The sequence below is a fragment of the Bacteroides sp. D22 genome (assembly GCF_000163675.1).
GTDB lineage: Bacteria > Bacteroidota > Bacteroidia > Bacteroidales > Bacteroidaceae > Bacteroides > Bacteroides xylanisolvens.
This window is the reverse complement of sequence record NZ_GG774825.1, coordinates 49,743-73,641: the sequence shown is the minus strand read 5'-3', so window position 1 is coordinate 73,641 and position 23,899 is coordinate 49,743. Positions and strand designations below refer to the sequence as shown.

The 23,899-nt window shown below is 41.8% G+C and carries 20 protein-coding genes and 1 pseudogene; 6 read left to right on the top strand and 15 right to left on the bottom strand.

From position 1 onward, the window contains the following. The 15 genes from HMPREF0106_RS02610 to HMPREF0106_RS02680 all read right to left on the bottom strand — a co-directional run. Window positions 1–874: DUF6531 domain-containing protein (locus HMPREF0106_RS02610; RefSeq protein WP_232286796.1), on the bottom strand; the 874-nt coding region annotated here is incomplete at its 3' end. Between the two features lie 103 nt (window positions 875–977). Continuing rightward, complete coding sequence (locus HMPREF0106_RS02615; protein WP_009041037.1) at window positions 978–2,327, bottom strand: hypothetical protein; 1,350 nt, start codon at window positions 2,325–2,327, stop codon at window positions 978–980. Continuing rightward, window positions 2,324–4,081 (bottom strand): type VI secretion system Vgr family protein, encoded by a 1,758-nt coding sequence (locus HMPREF0106_RS02620; protein ID WP_009041036.1) that lies wholly within the window; start codon window positions 4,079–4,081, stop codon window positions 2,324–2,326. The genes HMPREF0106_RS02615 and HMPREF0106_RS02620 overlap by 4 nt, the downstream gene beginning before the upstream one ends. 110 nt (window positions 4,082–4,191) lie before the next feature. Beyond that, window positions 4,192–4,587, bottom strand: coding sequence for a type VI secretion system tube protein TssD (gene tssD / locus HMPREF0106_RS02625; protein WP_004310139.1), 396 nt, complete (start codon window positions 4,585–4,587; stop codon window positions 4,192–4,194). Between the two features lie 513 nt (window positions 4,588–5,100). Continuing rightward, the gene (locus HMPREF0106_RS02630) at window positions 5,101–5,904 is read right to left on the bottom strand and encodes a DUF5457 domain-containing protein (RefSeq protein WP_009041035.1); all 804 of its coding nucleotides are present in this window, start codon (window positions 5,902–5,904) and stop codon (window positions 5,101–5,103) included. Between the two features lie 5 nt (window positions 5,905–5,909). Next, window positions 5,910–8,258, bottom strand: coding sequence for a type VI secretion system protein TssR domain-containing protein (gene tssR / locus HMPREF0106_RS02635; protein WP_009041034.1), 2,349 nt, complete (start codon window positions 8,256–8,258; stop codon window positions 5,910–5,912). Beyond that, window positions 8,255–9,196 carry a PKD domain-containing protein gene (locus HMPREF0106_RS02640; RefSeq protein ID WP_009041033.1) on the bottom strand — a complete coding sequence of 314 codons (942 nt, stop codon included), beginning with the start codon at window positions 9,194–9,196 and terminating at the stop codon, window positions 8,255–8,257. The genes tssR and HMPREF0106_RS02640 overlap by 4 nt, the downstream gene beginning before the upstream one ends. Before the next feature lie 10 nt (window positions 9,197–9,206). Further along, window positions 9,207–9,653, bottom strand: a complete 447-nt coding sequence (gene tssO / locus HMPREF0106_RS02645; protein WP_004310143.1) for a type VI secretion system TssO — start codon at window positions 9,651–9,653, stop codon at window positions 9,207–9,209. Further along, window positions 9,650–10,147, bottom strand: coding sequence for a hypothetical protein (locus HMPREF0106_RS02650; protein ID WP_005777317.1), 498 nt, complete (start codon window positions 10,145–10,147; stop codon window positions 9,650–9,652). Before HMPREF0106_RS02650 ends, tssO begins: the two co-directional genes overlap by 4 nt. 20 nt (window positions 10,148–10,167) lie before the next feature. Beyond that, window positions 10,168–11,316 (bottom strand): hypothetical protein, encoded by a 1,149-nt coding sequence (locus HMPREF0106_RS02655; protein ID WP_005777318.1) that lies wholly within the window; start codon window positions 11,314–11,316, stop codon window positions 10,168–10,170. 3 nt (window positions 11,317–11,319) lie between these two features. Then, window positions 11,320–12,198 carry a TssN family type VI secretion system protein gene (locus HMPREF0106_RS02660; RefSeq protein WP_004322089.1) on the bottom strand — a complete coding sequence of 293 codons (879 nt, stop codon included), beginning with the start codon at window positions 12,196–12,198 and terminating at the stop codon, window positions 11,320–11,322. 13 nt (window positions 12,199–12,211) lie between these two features. Then, window positions 12,212–13,147 carry a hypothetical protein gene (locus HMPREF0106_RS02665; protein ID WP_009041032.1) on the bottom strand — a complete coding sequence of 312 codons (936 nt, stop codon included), beginning with the start codon at window positions 13,145–13,147 and terminating at the stop codon, window positions 12,212–12,214. Then, window positions 13,132–15,570, bottom strand: a complete 2,439-nt coding sequence (locus tag HMPREF0106_RS02670; RefSeq protein WP_009041031.1) for an AAA family ATPase — start codon at window positions 15,568–15,570, stop codon at window positions 13,132–13,134. The genes HMPREF0106_RS02665 and HMPREF0106_RS02670 overlap by 16 nt, the downstream gene beginning before the upstream one ends. Beyond that, window positions 15,567–17,342, bottom strand: coding sequence for a type VI secretion system baseplate subunit TssF (locus tag HMPREF0106_RS02675; protein WP_009041030.1), 1,776 nt, complete (start codon window positions 17,340–17,342; stop codon window positions 15,567–15,569). Before HMPREF0106_RS02675 ends, HMPREF0106_RS02670 begins: the two co-directional genes overlap by 4 nt. Before the next feature lie 7 nt (window positions 17,343–17,349). Beyond that, window positions 17,350–17,772, bottom strand: a complete 423-nt coding sequence (locus HMPREF0106_RS02680; protein WP_004310150.1) for a GPW/gp25 family protein — start codon at window positions 17,770–17,772, stop codon at window positions 17,350–17,352. Window positions 17,773–17,939: 167 nt separating this feature from the next. Here HMPREF0106_RS02680 and HMPREF0106_RS02685 point away from each other — a divergent pair, with 167 nt between their 5' ends. From HMPREF0106_RS02685 to HMPREF0106_RS02705, 6 genes and pseudogenes are all read left to right on the top strand, one after another. Then, entirely contained in the window at window positions 17,940–18,407 is a 468-nt protein-coding gene (locus HMPREF0106_RS02685) for a hypothetical protein (protein WP_004310151.1), read from the top strand. A gap of 12 nt (window positions 18,408–18,419) precedes the next feature. Beyond that, entirely contained in the window at window positions 18,420–19,799 is a 1,380-nt protein-coding gene (locus tag HMPREF0106_RS02690; protein WP_004310152.1) for a DUF5458 family protein, read from the top strand. 403 nt (window positions 19,800–20,202) lie between these two features. After that, complete coding sequence (locus HMPREF0106_RS02695) at window positions 20,203–20,922, top strand: hypothetical protein (RefSeq protein WP_005777329.1); 720 nt, start codon at window positions 20,203–20,205, stop codon at window positions 20,920–20,922. Window positions 20,923–20,934: 12 nt separating this feature from the next. Further along, window positions 20,935–21,392: pseudogene (locus HMPREF0106_RS0125245) on the top strand (hypothetical protein). Between the two features lie 441 nt (window positions 21,393–21,833). Then, entirely contained in the window at window positions 21,834–22,574 is a 741-nt protein-coding gene (locus HMPREF0106_RS02700; RefSeq protein ID WP_008776219.1) for a TetR/AcrR family transcriptional regulator, read from the top strand. A 675-nt stretch (window positions 22,575–23,249) separates the two neighbouring features. Then, window positions 23,250–23,663: a single-stranded DNA-binding protein gene (locus HMPREF0106_RS02705; RefSeq protein WP_009041029.1), complete on the top strand. Its 414-nt coding sequence runs from the start codon at window positions 23,250–23,252 to the stop codon at window positions 23,661–23,663. Window positions 23,664–23,899: the final 236 nt, after the last annotated feature.

Sequence of the window (23,899 nt, the reverse complement as noted above, 5' to 3'; positions counted from 1 at the left end):
CGAAGCGGTATGTGAGCAGGCTGTCATGGCTGTATGCCTCGTAGCCTTTTTCGGTGCGGCGCAACGTCACGCGTTCCGTGCGCATGTAGAACTCGCCGCCCGGTGCTATCGGCGGGAAAGCGACGGCACGGCCGTCCTCCATGCGGAGCATCGTCACGCCCTCGTCCTCGAAACTTTCCACCGTGCGGTCATAGCAGCAGTGTACGCCATGGCCCAGCCAGCCCTCGTACTCCGAATCGGAGTACCATGCCCGGCTCCATTCCAATGGAAGCGGTGACGGGAAGCCGAAGTCCGTACCCTCGTAAACCACTGCGCCGTTGACAAGGTTCACCGGCTCAAAGCCTAATTTACACAAGAATCGACTTAGCTTGTTAGGCCCTTTGGTTATTTGTCTTTTCAGGTTGAATTTTCTTATCTTGTTCCGTGCGCATTTCATCAGGGAACTGAACCCTATGCTCGCCGCAAGTCCCGTCAGCATTCCGCCCCAGTCGGGGACATAGGGACCGCCTACCATGACGGGCTTGCCTGTGGGAACAGGAAGGGAAAAGGAGGTCGGGGCGAAAAGGCTCGGTATAAGTTTGGTCTTTTTCCCTTTTTTACTGAATGATGCAGACAGCGGTATGCCCACGTCGTTGCACGTCATCACCATGTGACCTTTCGGACTCATGCGGCTGCCGTCGCAGAACACGGTCTGCGAGGCGAAGAAGTTCATGCTCTCGTGGCCAATCATGGAGGCCATGGCGAAAGGCCCGGCAAGCGGGATATGCGCCAGGGGGATAATCATGCCACCGGTGTCCGAAACGCCGCGCTTCAGCCCGTTCACGCTTACGTTCGTGCCAAGGAACGGTATGTAGTCGGCGGGGTCCATCACCATACCTATGTAAGGGTGGATGGGATTGAAGGGGGGAGCTGTCGTCACATGGACGTCAACTCCGACTACCATAGTGATATGACTGTCCGCAAGTAACATAATCAGACTATTTTTGGTTTCTCAGTGAGTATTCCGCATCGAGTTTGGCTGCCAGTTCCTTTGTGGAAAGCTGCCAGTCCTCGCCATATAAGTCAGACATACGTTTTGAGATTTCGTCTCTTTTTGACGAATCAAGGCTGTATGTTTTGTCAAGATAGGTAGAGGCAATAAATGAGAGATTGATGATCTTTAAGTCTTCGTCAGAAAATGAGTATCCATACTCAAACGCCTCATTTAAGATCGGTTCGTATGTAAGCCTGTCTTTTTTCAATGCCATAAGTAGTGCATAGTTGTATTCATTTACAACCTCGGTTTTCATATTGACCTCCTTGGCTATTTTGACGGCTGTCATAAATTGTTTGATGGCTTCTGTTATATCTTTATTGTAACTGTGTACAGTTCCTTTGTAATTATAGAGTTGTAACAGGATTTGTGCGCAATCCTGCTCATCATGGTATTTGGGAAGGACCAAAGCTATCCCTTTGTCAAACAAATCATGGCAGAACCCGGCTTCGCGATGAAACTTCACCATGAATCCCCCAAACATAAGGTAGGACGAAGCCATAAATGCCGTTCCGCCAATTTCACGGCTTAGCCTTATCAGTTCATGTCCCAGCTTCTTTGCTTCATCCTTGTTTCCTTTCGATGCCGCTTCTCCAAGTTCAAACAGGCATTTCCGATATTTTACGTTCGGATCTTGTGGATTACCTTGGGTCGCAATTTCTTTGTATGCACCGGTCATATTCTGATTTGGGATGTCTATTAGGCATATCTTGCCTTTCATTTCAGACAGCAGGATATCATAGACTTCTCTCTTTTTATAGTCAATTAGAATAAGTGCAACCCCTGCGGGCAGTCGCTCGGCAATGTCCTTTATTACTTCATTCAGAGCTTCCACATCGCCAATGCGGGATATGAAGAGGGTTATGCCGAGTAGATTGTCGTTTCCGACAAATGTCTTGAAACTTGTAACAAGACGAATATACAAGTCTCGTAGTTTATCTGCACTTAGAGAACTGACAGATGTCAACTCTGACTTGAATGAAGAAAAATCCGCCCAATCCCAATCGGGATTTTTCTCTACATCCATGGAAAACGAATCTATCCATGCTTTTATCAAGAACTTATAAAAGTCTGTTTTATCATCATAGTCAACTTTGAAACCAACAATTATATCCGACGTGCAGCCATGTTCGGAGGCTTCAAGCCGTATGAATCCTTCTACAATTTGATAATCGGTTGGTTCGCAAACGAGATAATAAATCTTTGCATCGGGAAATTTCTCCCGACTTTCAATCCATAAGTCCTGTACGTTGCTGATTCTTATGGCTATCGGATTATGTTCGTTGTTTATCATGGATTAAAATTAAGTAAACCGCCTTTTATATTTGTCATCGCAGAACCATCCACATCAACGGTTGCTCCCGTTGCTTTTAGTGTTGCAGATGCTTTTATGTCGATTGTAGCTGCCTCTTCCTTAATGGACGTATCACTTTTTATTTTTGCCTCGGACTTACCTTCAAAAGTGGATGTCTTACCAAGTACCTCAACCTCTGAATCGGCTTCAATTCTTATCTTTTCGTCAGCAAGTATCTCCAATTCTTTGGAATGGATGGTTATTTTGTCCTTTGCATCAATGGTGATGGTATTGTCACCGTTCAAGATGATTGTGCTTCCGGTCGGATCTGCAATGGTGACACTTCCTTTTTCATCATCAAGCGTTATGGTACAACCGCTGCGGGTGGTCAGGCTTTTTGTTTTGTTTGAACTGCCGCCACCGGTGCCTGACTTTCCATGGAATAAGCTGCCAAGTACAAACGGACGGTTCGGGTCATCATATCTGAATGCCACCATGACTTGGTCTCCCTTTTCGGGTATGAATACAAATCCTCTGTTTGTGGCCACTTTGTCGCTTGTACCTGCGTCAGGAGTGAGTACCCGTATCCACGAGGTTTGCATCGGGCCGGTCTGCCAGTTCATCTTGACTTGGACGCGGCCTAACTTTTTCGGGTCCTCGTTGCTGACAACCACGGCCTGCTGTGTATGAGCGACAGGCAGAGGTACATCCGGGCATGGAAGGGTGGGAATAGAGGACGGAAGTGCGGTGAAATAGTTCTGGTAACTGTCACCCATACCGGCTACGTGGGTTATTTCCGTAATGATATAGGTGCCGATGCTATTTTTTACGTGGATACCTATTCCTGTATGGATAGCGGTATGAACATCTATGATACTGCCCACCGTAAGGATGCGGCAATCGCTTTCCCCGGTGATGAAACTGGATGCGGCGCTGTCGCTTTGCTGCCTGCGTTGGAAATAGGCGTCAAGTTCACCCTTATTGGTTATGCGCGGTTCCGCCCGTTGGACAGCGGGAGCGGTAAACAAAGCCAATGACGAGTCAAAGGCCGCTTGTCCCAATGTGTTTTGTCCGGCTGCGGTATCGGGGGATTGACCGTTATAGGTCTGGTCGTTCACCGAATGGTAAGAACTTCCCTTTATTGGTCGGGCAAGTGTCTGCGAGCAGACATCGAGCACGGATAGTTCCTCGCCGTATGTCAGCTTGGTCGTCAAGCCGGCCTGTGGCTTCCCGAATACAAGGTTCTGTCCGTCGTAGTAGAGCCATTCCTGATATTGGCGGGCAAGCCGTTGTATGAATCTGAAGTTGGTTTCCTCGTACTGGCATTCGTATTCCAGCTTCGATTTCGTTTCCGGATTGACAAGAGCTTGTACTCCTGCCTTGTCTGTAAGTTCCTTAACGATGTCAGACAAGGATTTGTTGCACCATGAGGCACAAGTGTGGTCTGACTCCAGTAGGAATGTTGACGAATATCCCGTCACTTTTATATTTCCGTGTGTTCCACCGGAACGATGAAGTCCCACCATGGTGGCCACGCCGACAAAAATAGTGCCGCCGAAGTCCATGATTACTTTTTTCCCAACCCAGTCTTTTGACGCCTCCGGGATTTCCACACCATAGGCTTCTATGGCTTGGATATCCAGCGTTATCTCAAAGTAGTGATGCTCATTGATACTCTGTTTGAGCATCAACTGCACAAACGACGGCATGGGTATGCCGGCTATTTCCAATGTGACTTTTTTTTGTTCCAGCATGGCGGCATTATATTTGACGGTTTATATCCAAATTGCCAAAGCCGCCCGGCGGAAGTCCGTCGGACGGCCTGACAAATGTTTTGATTTAGGATTTACCTATGTACGCCGATTTATTTCTTCGGCCAACGGTTGTCAAGAGCTGCGCTGCCGACGATGATTTCTTCAGCGGAGAACGTAATGGTGATTGTCATAGGCACATCGTTGTTCGCGTCCAGAGTTTCCGAGTAGTGAACGATGTATGCGTTCTTGAACTGGATCTCCTTCATCTTGGCATCTTCCTCCGTTTTTTTGTAGATAATCTTTCCTTCTACAGGTTTGAAAGGACTGTTCAACATCGCTTCGATGACAGAAGTGTCTTCTGTTGATTCGATGGTTGCTTTTACTCTACCGCCCAATACGCTTGAAGAGGGCATACCTTTAGGGTCTGTGTTACGACTAAACTCATAGTTTGAATAAAGGACGTCAAATTCCTTGTTGTTAAGTTCCAATGATGCTCTAAATGCCATAATACTTGGATTTAATGGGTTAAACTTAATTATTTTACTTCGGTTTCTCCGTCCTTGCGCCCTAACCGGTATAGATGCAAAAAAGAGAAAACCTCAAAAACGATTTTTTGAAATTTCCTCTCAGCCTCCGGATGACTCAGTTTTATTGTGGGAAAAAGAGAAGAAAATAAAACATCATCTTTGATGTGAGCAAATATAAGTGCTTATATTCTTTTTTCCAAATTTTTTAGCGCGTTTTTTTGCTGTTATTTTCATTTTAACACGTTTTAAACTAATGTTCGTGTATAAAGCCACTGTCCTATATGATTAGAAACACGCCCCGTTGATGATGTGTCGCTATTAAATTGATTCCCGGTATTGTACAATAACACTTGTAGAAGAAGTTTCATCAGGAACGGACGAAACCGTCGGAAAGCAAACTGCTGCCGGAATGCAGAAAAACGGTATCCACCGCATGAAAGTGGCAGATACCGTTAGCAGATTGACTATGCAGTCTGAATGTTTGCGTATGTCCTAATTCTTACGCCCGTATCGGCAGATGAGCAATGAACTTAATACCAGGAGTGCAAGGGCAATCATCCATGTGTAGATCTTCCGTTCCTTTTCCAAATGTTCGATGTCTGCCGCTTGTTGTTTGGAGCAAGTTGTCAGTATATTAATCTGGGATTGTTGTGCCTTGTAGATATCCATAAGTTCAGAATTAATCCGTTGCTGTGTCTCCAGCGAATTTTGGATGTTCTTGAAGTTGCGGTTCGTCGTATATGCGTCACGGATATATCCGGGCGTGCTTACCTGTAACGAGGGAACTTGTATGCTGTCCGGAAGGTATGTCAGTTCTGCATTATTGCGCCGTTCCGTTGCGAAGCTGTTGAACAGGAGTATGCCAACAAGTGTGCCGCTGATCAGAAAGGCTATTAATGCTATGATGGCAAACATTGTGTTTGATGACTTCGCGACAGGTTGTTGGTACTCTCGTTCAAGCCATGGATGATGGTTCATCGTGTGAGGCGGAATGGATGTTCCATACTCTACAGTCCGGACTTCGGCATTTTCTTCGGTCTCTTTTTTCTCAAGAGCCTTACGTCTTGATATATCCATAAATTCGCGCTTGGCAATCTGGTATTTATCCGCTTGATAAATTACAAGGTCGTTTTTTACCAGCCAGTCAAGAACGTCCTTGACACTCCGTTCTGATACCTTGAGGTTGCTGATGCTCCAAAATATTTCTGCACAAGATACCCATATTGGCTTCTGGAGGCACTTCTGATATAGGATTTCAAGAATCTCTGCCTGTAGTTGTTCTCTTGTTGGTTCCATTTTATTTACAGTATTAATTGTTTCGGAATAAAATAATATTTCTTGCCGGCGATGAATACAGGTCTGAAAAGGTTGCGTTGATACATGTCTTCCAGTCTCTTCATCTTTGAAATCAGGGCTGTATAGCCACTATTAAAGTCCGTCAGTTCAACCTTTCTTTTCTTTAGTTTCTTCACCTTTGTTGAATTTAAAAGGCTGTCATTGGCCATGACTCCCGTCTTACAATAGAAGATTTGAGCCAAATATGGATTTCTGGGCAATACTTTTCGATAGAAACTTCTGTTTATGCTTTTCTTTTGCCGGTTAAATTGCTTGCGAAGCACTCTTAGCTCCTTTTTCCCTATGTTATCTGAGAACTCCGGGAGCAGTCCCCTGTAGCTTTGCAGCAGTTCCATCACTTCCTTGTCATCGAGTAGATATCCATATTCGTACCCGTCCATTATACTGTCCGCTACGGAGGCCTTTATATAGTAGGTGTCATTCACGCTGTTTCTATCTATATCGTCAAGGCTCATACTGTCAGGATTTTCCGTATGATGGAATATATGCGTCAGTTCGGATGTGGGACGGCTTCTTAGGACACCTATATTTCGCTCATAATCTTTAAGTGAGTGCAACAGTAGGCTGTCCGTCTCGAAAGATTGCCATAATACGGAATCCAAGGCTGTTTCCAAAGCGTTGCTTTCCAGCCTGTTTCTACCTTTAGGGAATAAGATTCCTCCTACCGTAAGGCTGTTGTATGGAGCATCGTACAGGTATAAGTTGGCATCCGTAGCTTCTATGTTCTTGAACAGCTCCGTCTTTACCAGTCTGCTGTCTGCGATATAATTGGATATATGGTCTATGTATTTCGTAGAATGGCTGTCCAGAATGGATTTGGCCTGCAATAGGAAGTCCTGATAAGAAGTGCCTGATGCTCTGTCTATCTGGGCAAACAGAAGCCTTGCCGGTTGGGTTGCCAGCCACGAGAGTTGTTGCTCGTGCAAGGATAAAGTTTGTTTTGACCCTAAAATGACAAATACATTGTTGCTGAAACGGCTTTCGTCATCATAACGGGAGATTTGTTTGATAGCCCCGCCAAAACCGTAAAACGATGATTGTTCCTCTTGCTCGTTTTTCTGTTTGGAAGAAATGGATTGTTTGATATAGTCGAGCCAGGCTGAAAAGTCCTTGGTTGGGGCCAAATGTCTGTTTTCTCCGTTGGAGGATATGCAAGTTGCTGAGAAAGTGTAGTCATATCCGGGCTTCATTTTCAGCTTTAGGTTCTGTAGCACATTGATATATGGGGATAGATAAGGCAGGTCGGCATCATTGAACAGTACATGTATGTTCACGTTTTTGTTTTCCGCTTCCATCTTTCGGACATCGGAAACCATGATGTCTCCGCCTTTGATATTGATGATTTTATTCCAGTTCTTGTCCCAGACGGACAAAGGATAGTTCAGCCGGATATTCCCATTCGTTATAGGCCCTGCCGGGTTTCCATCCAGGTTGAACAACATCGTACCCTGAATATTCGCATTATGTAATGCCAACGTATCGGGATACATTAGGTTGACAGCACACAACAAAGAATCACGGTATCGTGAATAATCAATATGATACACCTCATTTTGGCCGACTTCTGCAAGAAGGTCAGCGGGAACCCACCCTAAAAAGCGTTTGGTACTGTCTGATAATGCGGGAACATTGGAAATCAATGCGGATTTGCCGCTCTTGTCCAACTTGTATAGGTAAACAACCTCTCCGCTGACAACTACTGCATCCGTTGTTGTTTTCAAAAACGGCTCTCCGTATATTTTCAGGGTATCTCCATTGAAGAATTGATGGATATCGAACAGCTTGTTAATGCTGTTTATGCCTATACGGTACCTTATCGGCTGGTTGTTGCGGGGATTGATGCGGGCATGGTCGTACATCAGTACATTTTCTGATGGTATCCATCCGGCATAATTGACTTTACGGGGTTCCTTAAAGTGTCTCTTGCTGTTATACAGGAAACCTATTATCGACTTGGGCTTGCCTGTAATGTCTGGGTCAGCCTGAACGAGCTTGTAGGTTCCGTTCTTTTCACCTACTATGTAATAGGGTGTGCCAATCCCGTGTGAAGACCGCTTACGCTGGAAATACGGGTCTTCATAACTTTGATTTCCGGTCCTGTCCGAATAGACAATTCTGTTTGTCTTGCTTTTCTTTGTTTTGACAGGAGCGTCTGTTGATTCCGGATAATTGAATATATCCCTATCCATTATTTGTATTCTGTCGCGGATGGACACTTGGGCAGATACGTTGCACGCAAGAGTAATCATCACGGCCACAGAAAACAGATTTCGTATGAGATTCAGTTGTTTCATTTTTCAATATAACTTTGTGTCACATGGATGGACTTGACGCAATTCAAATCGTCAATTTTCACATCATCAATACTCACACGCTTTTTCCTGTTGCTTTCAAGAAAATGCAGTCCTTGGCAATAGCCGTTGAAGTCATTGTATTTTTCATCATTGATGACGACCACTACCTGGTCTGCATCAATGCAAAAATATTTGTTACGGATATAATTCGTATGTTCGTAATAGACCGACCTTTGTGAGACTTTGGCGTCAGCTATGGCTTGCAAGTGTTTTTTAATATCATTCTGTACCAGTACCAACGAATCCACCGTGACCAGTTCCTCTGCTTTTTCAAAGCGTGGGAGAATGGTTATACGGTGCTTCACCGGATATTTCGTCGTATTGGTTTGTAATGAGATGGTGTATTCTCCCGGAATATCATACGAATACACGACTTGCTGCTCGTATGCGTCCACAGTACCGCTTTCTCCAAATTCCCATAGCCATGTGTCCATACCATAGCCTTCTGCCGAAAAGACCAGCTCTTCGCCTTGATAACCCTCTGACACTCCATTTATACGGGGTATGGAATCAATGGCCTCATGCTCCAGCCCTGAGATAACTTTGATATACTTGTTTACGGAGTGTTTTCCGTCTATTTTCAAAGTAATAAGATATTTGCCGGCCTTACGGTAAGTGTATGACACATCCGTATTTCTCATCAGTGTATCACCGTTTCCCATTTCCCAAATGAGCCGCTTGCCTTTAATCGCTGCCGTATCGTTGACTAATAGTTCCAACCGCTCATTGACCTCATAATGAAAATTATCATTGGTGTCATATACATAAAAGTCAATATTGGCAAGGTGCGACTTCGAAGGCAGGAACAAAAACAAAAGGATACCTGCCATGGCAACCAGTCCCAATATGATGATTGTTATAGTTTTCTTATTATCCATTGCGAATGTTTTATAAATTGGCTTTACATTCTTCCAAATCCCGTTCAATCAGTGCATTGTTATGTACCAGACTGTTCAATTCCTCTTTTATGTCGAATTGGCATTTAAGCATTCTGGAGGACAACACGCCGAAAAGGAATTTCGTATTCATATTGTTTTCCTTGTATATATGCTGCAATTGGTAAATCCCATCCTTCACCTCGTCCATCTTTTGTACCTGATGAATGTTGAAGTCCAGAGAGTCAATCTCATTCCAGATGTTCTGCGCCTGCTGCATATGTGTATGCTGGATTTCAAAAATGCGTTCGGAATGGTTGATTTCGTTTATCAACTCCGAACTGTCCTCTGTCGGTACGTTGAGTATATACCGGCAAAGTATGATATAAATTGCGGCTACTGAGAAAATCAGCAGCAGGAGGAAACGGATGTTTCCCCATAGCATTTCGTCTTTTGTCATGGCTTCGTCAGTTTATTCTTGGTTAATTCCTGATATTTGATTCTACACTTTTCAAGTTGCTCCATGTTGCTTTCACGCTTTTTGCTTTCGCGGTCAAGGTCATCCATTGATGATTGGATGACACGGATCTGTTCAAGCATAGCTTTATACACTTCGTACTTGCTTTTATCGGCCTGCATTGCAATGTCATTTTCCATTAATAACCGTTTTTTGGTTATCAATTTTTGCATGTGCTTGTGTTCACTCGAATTTCGCCGCTTGGTCTTCAGATTGTTCAAGTCCCGGAACAATTCTTCTATCTGGAAGTTAAGTTCTGCCTGTTTCTTGAACACATTGTCATATTCGGCCTTCTTGCTTTCAAGAAGGGATATTCCCTTTTGTGCAGTCACAATCGTTACGATACCTCCGGTTGTGGTAACAATCAGTGCGATAGCGAATACCAAAGTAAATCGGAGTTTCGCTTTCAAACGAGCTATTTTGTTTTCTGCTTCCATACTTGCTATGATTTAATCGCTCAACCTATAAACGACCATGATCGTTTCTTTTGAGCCTCTATTGTTTCGTGACTTTCGTCTCCTACTATAATATTCTCACGAACCATTCCGATGTATTCCAGTTCACTCATTTTGTGGAACATATTGCTGAGCAGTGTCACAAATGCCCCTGCCGTCTGCAATGACTGGTTTATATTGGTATGGTCATACATAAGCTTGGTTACGCTCTCTATCTTCGTGATAAATTCAGAGGGTGTGACATTGGTCCACTCATAGAAATATTGGAGCAATTGTTCTCTTTCCGTTTCGGAAAGACTTTGAAGAGCGGAGTTCAGACCGTTTGCAAGCTCATTCACGGCCTGCACAAGATATATCGGCGGTTGCTCTAAGGCGATTTGTTCGATAAAGAAGATTCTTGAGTTGTAAAAGGCCGAGAAAGCCTTACACAGCTCAAATGTATTATTGGCAAGCGTATCTCTACGCTTGTCAGCAACATTCCTGCTGTAAATGAGTTTCACGTCTTCTTTTATCGACTGTAGGGTACGTGCCAATTGGGAAATGAATGTTTTAATCCCATCGTGGCAAGCGGAATGTTGTACCGGTGGAATATATTGGTGATTGATTTTATAGGTATTCCCTTGTCTGCATACCTCTGCCACCAGCAAAAAATTCTGGCTGTAGAAAGATTTGTTGACTTGGTTTTTGGGAACGATATGGAGTTTTATGCTCGGCAAGACATACGGGTGATGCAAAGGCACCTCTTCCGGGTCCGGTTCACCGACAGGTATCAAGTGATACGGATCTACGGATATTAGTACCATATACTCGCTGTCCTCGGCTTGCAGACCGGATTCTGAAATGGTTGCACAGGGTTTCTCATCCCCGTATAAACCGTCGTAATAAACGATGGGCAGACCGCCTTTGGTGATTGCGTTGCAGCTTTTCAGGCGGACACAGAGAGTGGACATGGTATCACCTGAAATCTCTATTTCAAGATTGTCACCTATCCCTTCAAGGACCTCTCCAAGACCATAGTTATAACTGGTCAGACTCCTTCCTGCTTCGCGGTTGAGAGCTTCCGTTTGGCAATACTGGTTTGCAAAGAAATGCTGGCTGGTCAGCTTCAGACCATTGACCCAGTTTACAGGCAAATATGTTAGTGTTTTCATATATTATGATGTTTTTGTTTCTACTTGTACACGCCGGATATATATCGTTTGATTATTCTTAATCTTATTGCCCTCACTCGTCAGAGTGGGGTCAAGTATTCTTATGAACAACGGGAAGTTAAACCATTTTGAGGTATAGAACATCCATCCGATTTGCATATCTTCCTTCTCTGTTTCAATCTTGTTTTGGGGGAAACGCCTGTTTTGGTCTTCGATAACCCAATTGAACCAATTCCCAAGAGATATTTCATTGGGCAGGCGGACAACCAACGAAGCGTATGTCGGGTCTTTTATATTCCGTTTGATCTTGACTTTGACTGTTCGGAAGCCGAAGTTGTCTATGTTGTCCCAATATTTCCGGTCAAAGGTACCATAACTCAATTCCCATGGGGTATATATCGGATGCGGGATGTCCAGGAACAGGGTTCTGCTGTACATAATCAGATATGGGATTGCAAACCACAGGATATTTGTTGTGTTCCATAGCGAATAAGGTAGCTTGCTTATCAGTTCAAACAGCAGATAATAGCACCATCCGCCTAAAGCGCATATTGTGGTTAGAGTGAGAATGACCGCTGTTCGGGAACTGCCAATACCGATTGCTCCGAACAAATCGGAGGTTGACAGTTTGCAGAACAATGCTCCAAGGAGGATATAGGACAATATCGTGAATGTCAAGCCTCCCCAGACGTATTCGTTTTTTAGGAAACCGAACAGGCTGGGTAAAGCGACGGCAATGGAAGCCAGAAGAATGAATATGATTAATTTCTTCAGGCTAAGTTTGCTCTTGATCGTTTTTATTCCGGTCAAGACAAATATCATCACGGCTACAAATAATGGAGCCAATAAATAACGTGCAAAGAAATATAGCAATATCTTCATATTATTAGATTTTTCATAAGTTCATATTATATCCTAATCGGTTTTCTCCGAGTATAAAATCCGTTTCTCCACGTACCAGATAATCAACTTCGATATTTCTTGTTGAAAGGATGAAAAATTCAAGTATCCGGCGGACATTGGATAGATGCGTTTTTACCTCCTCATAGTCATCTGTCGGAGTATCAAGGATGATTGTCGCCGTCAAATCATCGGTTTCGCTTATCATTAGACCATTAAGGCCTAATGTCTGTCCGACACATCCGGAACCGACGGAAAGGTAAACCGTTTCATCAATCTCATGGACTTCCAGTCGCAGTTTCACCTTCAATCCCAAAACGATAAGAAGCAGTTGCTCGATAGCAGGCAGGTTCTCTTTATACCGTTCTGCATTGCAGAGGAATAGGAACAGCTTATATTTCTGATGGGAAGTAATGGATAGTTCGACATTTTCCATTACTTCAATCATCTTGATGAAGTTCTTCTTGGAGTCCGGGTCTGAAAAGAAATTCAGATGGCGGTTATTGATACGGACCTTTTCTTTGAAAAACTCTGTATCAAAGGGTGCAAAGAATTGTATAAGCTCTTTATCCTGTTTTTCATTGGCTCGGATGGCTTCAACTATCTCCTTGTTGCTCATGCCCGGTGTGCTAAGCACCAATGGATGAAATAGTAATTCCGGCAATTGATGGTAGATGCTGTTTCTTGCCAGATTCAGTAATATATATTCTTTGTCGGCATTTGTCGCCGCGATATGCTGTACCGAAACGCTTAATACATCTCTGGATTTCACACGACTGTTCATACCATGGCAATTAACCATAGTATGGTCCAACAGCCGCCGGTCAAGAATAAATTGAAGTTCATCATAAAAGATTTCTGCGACAAAATTTATTGCCTGACTTCGTTGGATGCTTTCCAAGGGCTTCTTTTGCGTTAACATTGTTCCCATATCAGTTCACCGTTTCGATAGTTTATGACGATGTTGTCACCCGGCCTGATTTGCTCAGAGACAATCAGACGAGATACGGACTTCTTGATATAAGTTCTTATGACTCCAGCAATCGGACGTGCGCCGTATTTGGGAGAATACCCTTTGTTTGCCAGATGTTGCAATGCTTCATCCGACAAATTCAACTGGATGTTTTTCTGTTTCATCAGTTGTTCTTGCAATCTTCCAAAATGGAGGTTGAATATCTGTTTGGCGACATTTTCATCTATTGGCGCAAACGGAACCACCTCGGTGAGACGTCCCAAAAATTCAGGTCGGAAATACTGTGCCATAACCTCGATGAGCTTTCCGGAATCAGGAGTATGTCCGGATTGTATTTGTTCCACAATCCACTGGCTTCCGATATTGGAGGTGAAAATGATTATGGAATTTGAAAAATCTCCTTCCCGGCCCAGTTTATCATGTATTTTGCCTTCATCCATCATTTGCAGGAAAACATCATAAACGCTGCTATGGGCTTTCTCAATCTCATCGAATAACACTACCGAATAAGGTTTCTGTCTGATTTGAGTGACCAGTAAACCACCTTCCTCATATCCTACATATCCCGGAGGTGCACCATACAGCAATGCAGCCGAATGTTCTTCCTTGAACTCGGACATGTCAAATCTGATCATGGCTGATTCGTCATCAAACAGTAACTCGGCCAGTGATTTTGTGAGTTCTGTTTTTCCCGTTCCGGTAGGGCCAAGGAAGAAGAATGAACCTATAGGCTTCTTGGGGTCACTCAGTCCGCTGCGTGATTCTATAATGGCATCTGATAAAGTCGTAATAGCCCGGTTCTGTCCTTTGACCCGTTCTTGCAATTTGCTCTCGATGCTCAAAAGTCGATCCTTCTCGCGGGCTTGTATTTTTCCGATAGGTATATTGGTGCACTCCGCTACAATCGCCTCTATTTCCGAAGAGCGTATCTCTTCAATAGACTGGTCGGATAGTGCCTTTAATTCTTTGATGATGCCCGACAAACGTCCTGCTTTTATCGCGATGTCATCTTCTTTATCCCATACATAGTTGTCTGACAGCTTGGTGGTCAATACGACACTGATTTTGCTGAATACAGAACGGTACAGTAAGTAAAGCGGCCCTTCAGATATTTTTTCGTCGAGACTCTTTATTTCCTCAAAATCCGTTTCCAAATCAGATACACTGGCTCGTGCATTCTTATTGCATAGCCGGACGGCAGCAGCGGTTCTGTCAAGCAGGTCGATGGCGGCAGATGGCAGGCTGCGTTCCTTAAAATATCGTTTGGAGAGTGCGATTGAATCTTTAATACACGCATCTGAAATTCTCAGCTCGTAATAGTTTTCAATCCTTTTTTTATGTAATTGTATGGCACTTTCAAGCGTAGCCGTATCCAGTTCTTCAATCTTTATAATATCAAGACGCCCTTCTATCGGATGCTTTTCGATGTTCTTCCGGTAAGAATCGTTCGTGAGTGTGAGAACAAGATTTGCGGCTCCCTCGCTGATTTGCGCACTTAATATGTTGATAAGTGTGGATGCTTTGCCTGATACGCTGTTCTCCAAAAGGACCTGTAAATCATCAATCACCAGCACAGCTTGTTCCAATTGGTTGAGCTTGTGCATCAGATTGACAACTTTTTGTGCTATCTCCGTTTCAGACGAGGTTGATGCGAGCAGTTTTGCCGTATTGAGTCCGACAATAGATATTTGCTTTAACATCTCGTCTTCATTCTCACAGATATCTTTGACAAAGGCGTTGATGATGGAACTCTTCCCGATACCGGATTCACCGACAATCAGTATGCCCTTGTTCTCTGAGCGTTCGAGGCATTCTAAAATAGTACGGACCTCTTTTTCCCTACCGACGACAAAGCCACCGGCATTGATGGTTTCTTGCTTTTTCAGGTTGTCGGCATAAGGAACGCTTGCTGTTATCTGCATTTCCTCTCCTTGATAAGAATGCAACGGGGTAAGGGCATTGTAGTGGGACAATATGTCATCTTCCGAAACATCCAGCATCTCTATCTGCTGATGCGAATACACGACACCTTCACGCAATATGGCGGTAAACACACAGATGGAGTCTATGGAATCCGCTCCTAATTTAATTTTAGACCGTTCGGATTCATCCAAGACCTTTGACAGTTCTTCATCAGGTTCCACTTCTTCTGTGGAAGTACCACTGGACCTATACATTTCGCGGTGGGTGTCAAACCATTCCATTATGTAGCCGACATCCTTCTGCATCGAGGATAAAATTTCCTTTAGACCCGTGTTTTCTGCAAACATGGCCATGACAAGATGTGACACGCCGAACGTGTTATGCTTGTCTTGAAGTGCCATTCCTCTTGCTATCTTAAGGGCAGACACCAAACTTGGGCTATAATTGCTATCATTCATACGAATTTGATTTTATAGTTTGAATTACATACAGAGCGTTCAGTCAAATCTTTTTCAAGATAATGGGCCAATTCTTCCAGATTGGGAATTTCATCTTTATCAAATTGTCCAAACTTTATCTTGACCTCTGTCACTCTGATTAATCCTTTTTTGCTGTCAGGAGATATAGTCACGCCATTACCGACTTCGACTGATTCAACATGTTTTCCCAGCTTGTGCAACAAGTAGCTTTTGATGTCTTCTTTAGATATAATCCGTTCCCGGGACAACAGACCGTACCTTAAACTATTAATAAGTTCCTGTTCGCTATCATGCGTTGTTCCTCCTTGCATACAAGTGCGCAACATGATGCCTGAAGCGTCATATTTTTCTATGTTGAATTGTTGTATCAGTGTGCGTTCATTGAAACCGTTCGCCAGAGATCCGGAAGTCACCCAATATTTTATCTCGGCATTGGTCGCATCCTTTTGGGGGACACTTAAAACAAAGGCCTTTATTTTGTTATCTCCTTTTAGCGTGGCCTCCAATCCTTTCTCTATATCATTTATCTTGTTGAACAACTCTTTGAGCTGCGTCGAAAGTGCATCCGGATTCATTGAAGCAAAAGCACTCCCGTCTTCTTTCATTAATTGTAACACTTTTGAAATTAATGAGCGGGCACTGTCCGAATCAAATCGTTCAAGGTCGCCAAAATACAGGCTGAATATACCTGTCGGATTTTCCTCATACTGGTTCAGCCGGTTTACATATTCCCGGCCTTTGTTGTCTTGAAACGAGCGTATGTTCAAGAATTGTGTACGGCCCGGACATTTCAGGGGTATAATTCGTCCGGTGGAACGGAAATTATGCTGTTTGTAAACGATTTGTCTGTTTACAACCGGAAATGTGTTCAAATATACTTCCAGATTTTCAAGACTTTCTTTCGTGAATATTTCCGGAAAGACTATCTTGACCCAAAAGAGATTCTCAGAGTCATCCGGGACCTCACAGTCGGCCACATAACCGGGAAACATTTCCCGGTAGGTATGTTTCTCTTTGGAAGCATCTTTTATACTCACATTAAAATATAGGTCACTATAAAAATCGCGGATTTCATCAAAGTAGTGCGCATTACTATATGGATCTTCAACATGAAGGCCTGTTTTTGTATTCAATCGGTTTCCTGTGCAGTCATAGAAGAAAGCCATATTCATAAACGGAAGCAACCCCATATCGGAAGGCTTGATACAAAACATTACAGAGTCCATTTTTTGCAGGACTTCTTTAGACACATCCAGCCCGACCCAGACGCAATAATCCGCTATCCGGTTTTTATGGCCAAGGAAGCGTGTTGGAGTGCTAAAGCTATCGGTTGAATGCCTTATACTATCGTTGTATGCGATTGCTTTGACTTTTGCATCAACCAGTTTATAGGAAAACAAAGGGGTTATAAAGACTTGAATATCCCCTTTGCCAAATATGTTTTTCTCTGCATAAAAGTGATCTTCGGCATCAAGTTCGCAACATTCCCCATGATTGGGGGTAATAGTCATAAGCGCATGGGCCGGCTTTGGCAGCGACCATTTGTTTCCTATGAGTATTCTGGACAGGCGGTGAAGTATCCGTGAATCGGACTGATCTATTTCTTGATGCAGCTTGTTGGACTCATGGGCAAAAACTTCAAGCAGCAAATCTATCACGGGGTCCATATCGCGTATATCGGATACACCCCAAAACTCCATAGCCTGCTTTAATATTCGTTCCTTTATTGCAATTTGTTTCTTGTCTGACATAGTTCGATTATTGTGATAAAGGGCTTATATATAATGAGGTGTTAAAACTGAATTTCTCGTTGGTTCTATCCATTATTCCGGTCACGGTTATTTGTGCCTTTCTTCGGATATGAGATACTTTATCTATATTTTCTTCTTCTATTTCCAAAAGGGTAACGTTCACATCTACATTCCGTAGTCTCTTTTCATATTTCTCTATCGTTTTTATTAAGGAGTTTTTTACTCCTTCCTCCCAATCGCTGATTTTCACAAGTTGGTTGAACTCAAGGTCCCATATCATGGAACCAAAGTCTTCTCGGCCGATAACTTCCCCATGGTGAGAAAGAATCAGTAGCATGATGTGTTGGGCTATCGATTCCTGATAGGAACACCTTTGCAATTTCTTGGCAACAGCCGATTGCAATTGTAATGGCATTTTCAGGTAAGTCATACTATTCTTTTATTTTATTCTATTTCGCAAATATACTCTTTTCCTTGTTAGATGCCAATAAAATGCTCCTAAAAATTTGACGGTTTCAGAAATAATTCATATATTGCGCACGGTCACAAAACCAAAAGAGAGCTATGAAAAAAGTATGATATTAAAAAGTAAATTCTATGGCAATCTACAATTATGGAATTGGAGGCAACGAAGTAAAAGTCGATGCGAACGAATCCATCGCGGAAATCCCCTCCAACCGAACTTTGATAGTTCAAAAACTGACAGATGAAGCTCCTGCGGCTCCGGAAAGCGTGTATGGTTTGGAAACCATTGAAGATGTGTTCCAACGTTTTGAACCAACAGTTGACTTATGCCACGTGGATGCGGAAGGTAATGAAATCAAGGAAATCATGACATTCACCGGACTTGGAGACTTCGGAGCCAAGAAGATTAAAGAGAAGAGTGATTTCTTGAGTAAACTTGACATTGAGAAAGAGCAGGGCGTCAGAATAACTCGCCAGCTTACTTCCAACCGCGCTTTACAGAAAGCACTTGAAAATCCGGAAGTCAAAAATGCCATTATGGACGTGATTGAATCATCAATCGAGGAGATTCTGGCAAATCAAAAGAAAGTAGAACTTTAATCTTTTACTAAGATGAAGCAGGAAACTCAACAACAGACAGCCAGTACGACAACCTCACAGAAAGTCGTATCACAACAGGCGCAAAAGTCATCTGCATCGGCAATAGACAAACTCAAAGAATTTGGTGGCTTCGCTTTTCTTGAAAATATCATAGATGGGTATTCCAATCTTAATCCGGCACGAAAGGCCCGTCGCAACATCTTCCTCACGGATGAACAGTGGGAAAATGAACGTAAGGCCTTGGTTAATCGCTTAAGCGTATGGCTCAAACTCTTACGTGAGAATGACACTGCCGAACAAATGCGGGACAAGGCCAAAGAAACCGCAGAAAACGCCGAGAACCTTCTTAATCATAACTTGAAGAATGCTCTTGCCAGGACACGGGAACTTGAAAGCGCATATCGCACTATTGCGTTCTTTTACAAGAACACGGAAAGTGATAAGGTGAAGAATGTCACCATTGTCAATGCGACCATGGAGCAGCTTCAGGATTTGGACAATACCATTTTCGCTGACCACATTAGCAACGAACTCAAACAAAATTTTGACCGTCTTGACCTGCGTCGCAACTACTCCTTGCTTGTCGTTCCTGGATATATAGGCTCAAATGCCATTTTGGATAAGTGGTCTAAAATGGCATACGAGAACAAGGTTTTTCTTGTTACAGACTTCCAAGACCTTGAAACTCCGGACGATGTAGTAGATATATTCTTCAATGCCAATCATACGAGTGGAGATGTGTTCAAATCGAATACTATTATGACCTGTAACTGGTTGCTTGGTCGTCAAAGAGAGGAAAGCGTTGGAGAAGAAGAAAATCTTTATATTCCGCCATCTTCTTCACTTGCCGGAAAAATATACAACACCTTAATGTCTCAGGTAGTAGCCGGAAAGAAATTTGGTGGACTTAATGAAGTAGAAAGTGTACGCTTCGACCTTCGCAAGAGCGAGATTTCCGAGCTTGAACGTATGGGTCTTGTGCCGATGGTGAACGAGTACAGCAAGGTTATGGCTTTCTCCGCCAAGACATTATTTAATGGAGATAATCTTGGCTTGCAGACCTACTCCGTAGTTCGTGTATTCGACTATATAACGAAGGTACTGATTGATTTCCTGAACCGTCGGGCATTTGAAAATTGGACTACTCGCACGGAAGCAGATTTACGTGGTCAGGTTGTGAAATTCCTCGATAGTGTAATGGGACCGAACAAACTCATCGAACGCTTCAAGGTTATGAAGATTGAACAAGACCCGAATCAGAAAGACCGTGTGCTTCTTGACATCCACATCACACCGTATTTCCCGGCAAAAAGCTTCGTGATACAGCTTGCCGGTCATAAAGGCGATAATCCGGAGGATGCTATTTGGGAAAGCGAATATCATCAAGAATAGTATTGAATAATTTTAAATTTACAGATGGGCATAATGTATGTCCATCTGTAAATTATTTATTCACTTATTTGAATAAAGAAAAGAAAGAGTATTGGATAAGAATAGGTGTCCGTAATCAGATGAGTATCCTCAATAGCGTGGCGAAATCGGACAAGCTCTTGCACACTTTAATGTAAAAGTGAACGAGGGTTAAGCCAAAGGAGCCATACTCTTTTAGCCTCATGCTATATCGCATATTCACAGAAAAAGCATTATTTATGCAGCTTGCCAGTCATAAGGATTGGTTGCTATGAAGGTACAATACTGGACGGTAAATATCATCAAGAATAAGTAAAACATTAACGAGTTGTATATTTGCCACTTTAGACAAATATTTCTCGTTCATATAATAAAAAGGTCTGAAATGGAAATTACTTTGCAGCAATTTGAGGCAATGTGCCAAAATCGACAATTACATAATGGTTATGTTGAAGGTTTAGGATGTGTATTTTGGCGGTCTCGCTATGTCATATCATCTGATACCACATCTACTGAATCATTTTCCACACCTTTCTATGAATTGGTAGTGATAAAGGATGAGAAAAATATTGAAAGTGGATTGCAACCATTAGAGGGGCTGATAGACAAGGGAACTACTGCTTTGTCTTTATATGGTATTGCAAATTCTTTTGAGCAATTATCTCAAAAACCTATTGTCATTGGAGAAAAGTATATTCAGATAAACAGACAAGGTACTTTGGTTCGTAATCCCAATAGAGTATATACAACAAAAGGTGAAGTTGCGAAAGGTGTAGGTAGGAAAATCTATTTTGCAGGGCTTATTATTGATACAGCACTATGGATTTCTGGTAAACAGACTTTTTCCGAGGCGGCATTAAATATGGGAGTGAACACGGGTATTTATATTATCGGTGCTTATTGCCCTCCAGTTGGAATTGCTCTTGGTATTTTATGGTTCATAACCAGTGTTTCAAAACGTCCATATATTTCCCCGCCAAGTTATGAAGAAATACATGGTACTATTACTCCCGCAGATGCAACAAGAGTTGACCGTCCTTATTATTGTGAACCAATGAGAGTCAGGCCCAATCATAAAAAACATATATTAAGACAAGGAAAATGATACCACAATACAATGAATATAAAACGTAATACATCCTCTTTCAAAGAAAAAAATAGAGTTTCATTTTTCGATAATATATTTTATTGGATTTGGACAACTGTACCGTCAAAGGGGTTTCCTGACCGTTCTTTTGTAGTTGTTACGGTATGTCAATTTTCTTATGTGTTGCTTTTTGTTTCTATTTTGTTGACTCTATTTGATGACCAAGTTCAACTTTGCATATATGACAAACCAGAACCTATAGCTATTCCCATGCTTATATTGTTGATAATATTATCTTTTATCAATTTAAAAATATATGATGAGAAAAAATATCAAAAATTGGAACATGACTTTAGACTGATGTCTGTTCCACAAAGAAAAAAATATAAAAATATTTTTTTCTTTTCTTGTTGACTACCATATTAGTTATATTAGTTGATATAATGCTTCTTTATTCTTATAATTCTCACATGAATAATTTAACATGAAGTTTTCTTTATATGAAATCATTAGGGTCTCATTCAAATTGACTTCTCTTATCGCAATCGGAAACTATCAGGGATTTGATGTAGATGTGCAGCAAGTTTTCTTCGTGTAGAAAGTGTTCTTTTTTCAAATTGGATATTTTTCCCATAATATAGCAATAAATAAGCAATTAATACGTCGCTTTCTGAAATGCAAATTTATTGGCAACGTAGTTTTTATATTCTGTCTATTGTTTGTAAAGCATAAAAATGTATATTTGCAACAGACCCAATTGCTCTATATCAAAACAAATGAAAGAGAATGGAATAGCTGTATAAATACTTACAGCCTACCTTGGGATATTATCGTCAATTCAGAAAAGAAGAAGTTTATCGAAAGCTAAAATAAAAATATTTCCTTTTACTGATTTTTGCAGATTTATTTTTATAACATACTATATAATAGTGAAACAGAAAGAAAAGAAAGCTCGAAATAGGAGGACAAATGAACAAATAGACAAGGAGGTAATATCCGAACTTGAAAAGCTTGTAGCTGAATATGGTTTTGGTAATGTCAATTTGAGTGCATTGATGAAAGCTGCAAACATAGAAGCTAATGTGTTTTATAGAAGATACGGCTCGATGGACAATCTTTACGACAGGCTTGCCAAGCAGTATGATTTCTGGATCAATGATGCTATTGACGTTTCCAGCCTGAACATATTGGGACCTAAAAAGTTTTTTGCGGAAACATTCAAGACCCTTTATAGGAACTTGTCTGATAACACTGTAATGCAAAAGTTGTTACTTTATGAAATGTCGGTTATCAATGAAACGACAAAGAGAACAGCAGAAACACGGGATATTATGAATTTAAATTTGATTGCGTTTTATGACAATCTGTTTAAACCGGCGAAAATCAATATTAAAGCTATTATGGCGAATCTGATTGGAGGAATTTATTATCTGATACTTCATAGGAGGTGTGCGAAAACCTGTACAATAGATTTTAGTACTCAAGAAGGGGAAAAGGTCTTTTTCGAATGGATAGATTATCTAACAGATACCATTTTTGACAAACTGGAAGCGTATGAAAGGAATAGAAAAGCAGCTCAAGAAATGTTATCTGACGGCATAAGTGAGTTTAAAATATGCAAATATATGGGTATCAATAAAAATGACTTGAGAATACTGCTTTCAAAATAACCATAGAAATTCACGAGAACTTTCAAAAGAGTCTAAAAAGTACATATAAGTGATTATGGACTTAATAGTCTAATCAGGCCATTGGAGCAAGGGGTATTTGACATTAGCTATTGTCGGTTACTTTTATAATTTTTTTCTATATCCATCTGTATAAGGACTGATAGCCTGCTACAAGAAAAATCTGACACGCTTTGTGTAGCGCGTTACATAAAGTGCGTCAAGTTATTTTTCAAAGGGTACACGAACAGACTTGAAATTGCGGATAATGATATAACTATTCACAGTTTCAAGATAGTCTTTGGATCTTAGTCCTGCATGTCCGTTCTCCTGTTTTATTATTCCCTGCTTTAGCGTTTTCTATTCCTTTTTTATATACTTCTATTTATCGCTTTTCTGCTGCCGTGCAACCTGCCGTGGATTGAATTTTTCCGCAAAGGTAATCGCCAGTCCCAGTCGTGTCAATGCCGGCATTCAGCCGCAAGTGAAGCGCAAAAATCTTCCTCTCCGCTGGTGAGCGTATTTTTCCTCTTCAGCCTTGCCAAATTGTTCCTGCCGCCTTTGGATGCAGAAAAAATCATCCCGGAGGTCGCAAACAGGCCAAACAGAGGGAAATAAAGAATATTTATAAACTAAGGTAACGGTAGGATTAACCACCTGCCACAAAAAGAATTTATTATGTTATACGTTCACACAATTGGTCGCATTGGCAAGGATTGCCAGGTTATTACTGGAGCACACGGTTCATTCATTGCATTTGATATTGCGGTAGATGACTATTCACATGGAAACAGCATCACTACTTGGGTAAGGGTACGGAGTAAGAAAGAGAACCATATTCGACTATCCGAATATCTTACCAAAGGACGGTTACTGCTCATTGAAGGGACACTTTCGGCTTCACTGTGGAAGGATAAGGATGAAAACTGTCAGATTCAACTATCCATTACGGCAGACACATTGGAGTTCATCAATACCGGAAAGCGTGAGGGTACAACTTCAGAAGCAGAGAGTCCGACAGATGCCGCAAGCAATGTACCTGTACCACCGGTAGCTATGCCGCAAGAGGACAAGGAAGACTTGCCGTTCTGATGATGTGCATATAGAGTATTGAACAACAATAAATACTAAATGTAGTATTTACTAATTATAGTAAAGTAGGAAGTTAGTGAGTTACCTATTACTGAAAGTAGTATTTACTACATTTAGTCTATTAGTATTTTAGTATAGTAGTAAATACTAAAAATACTCTTTTTAGTAAAATAGTATATACTAATTATAGTATTTACTAAGAATAGTATTATCTTTGTATCGCATATAAAGACATC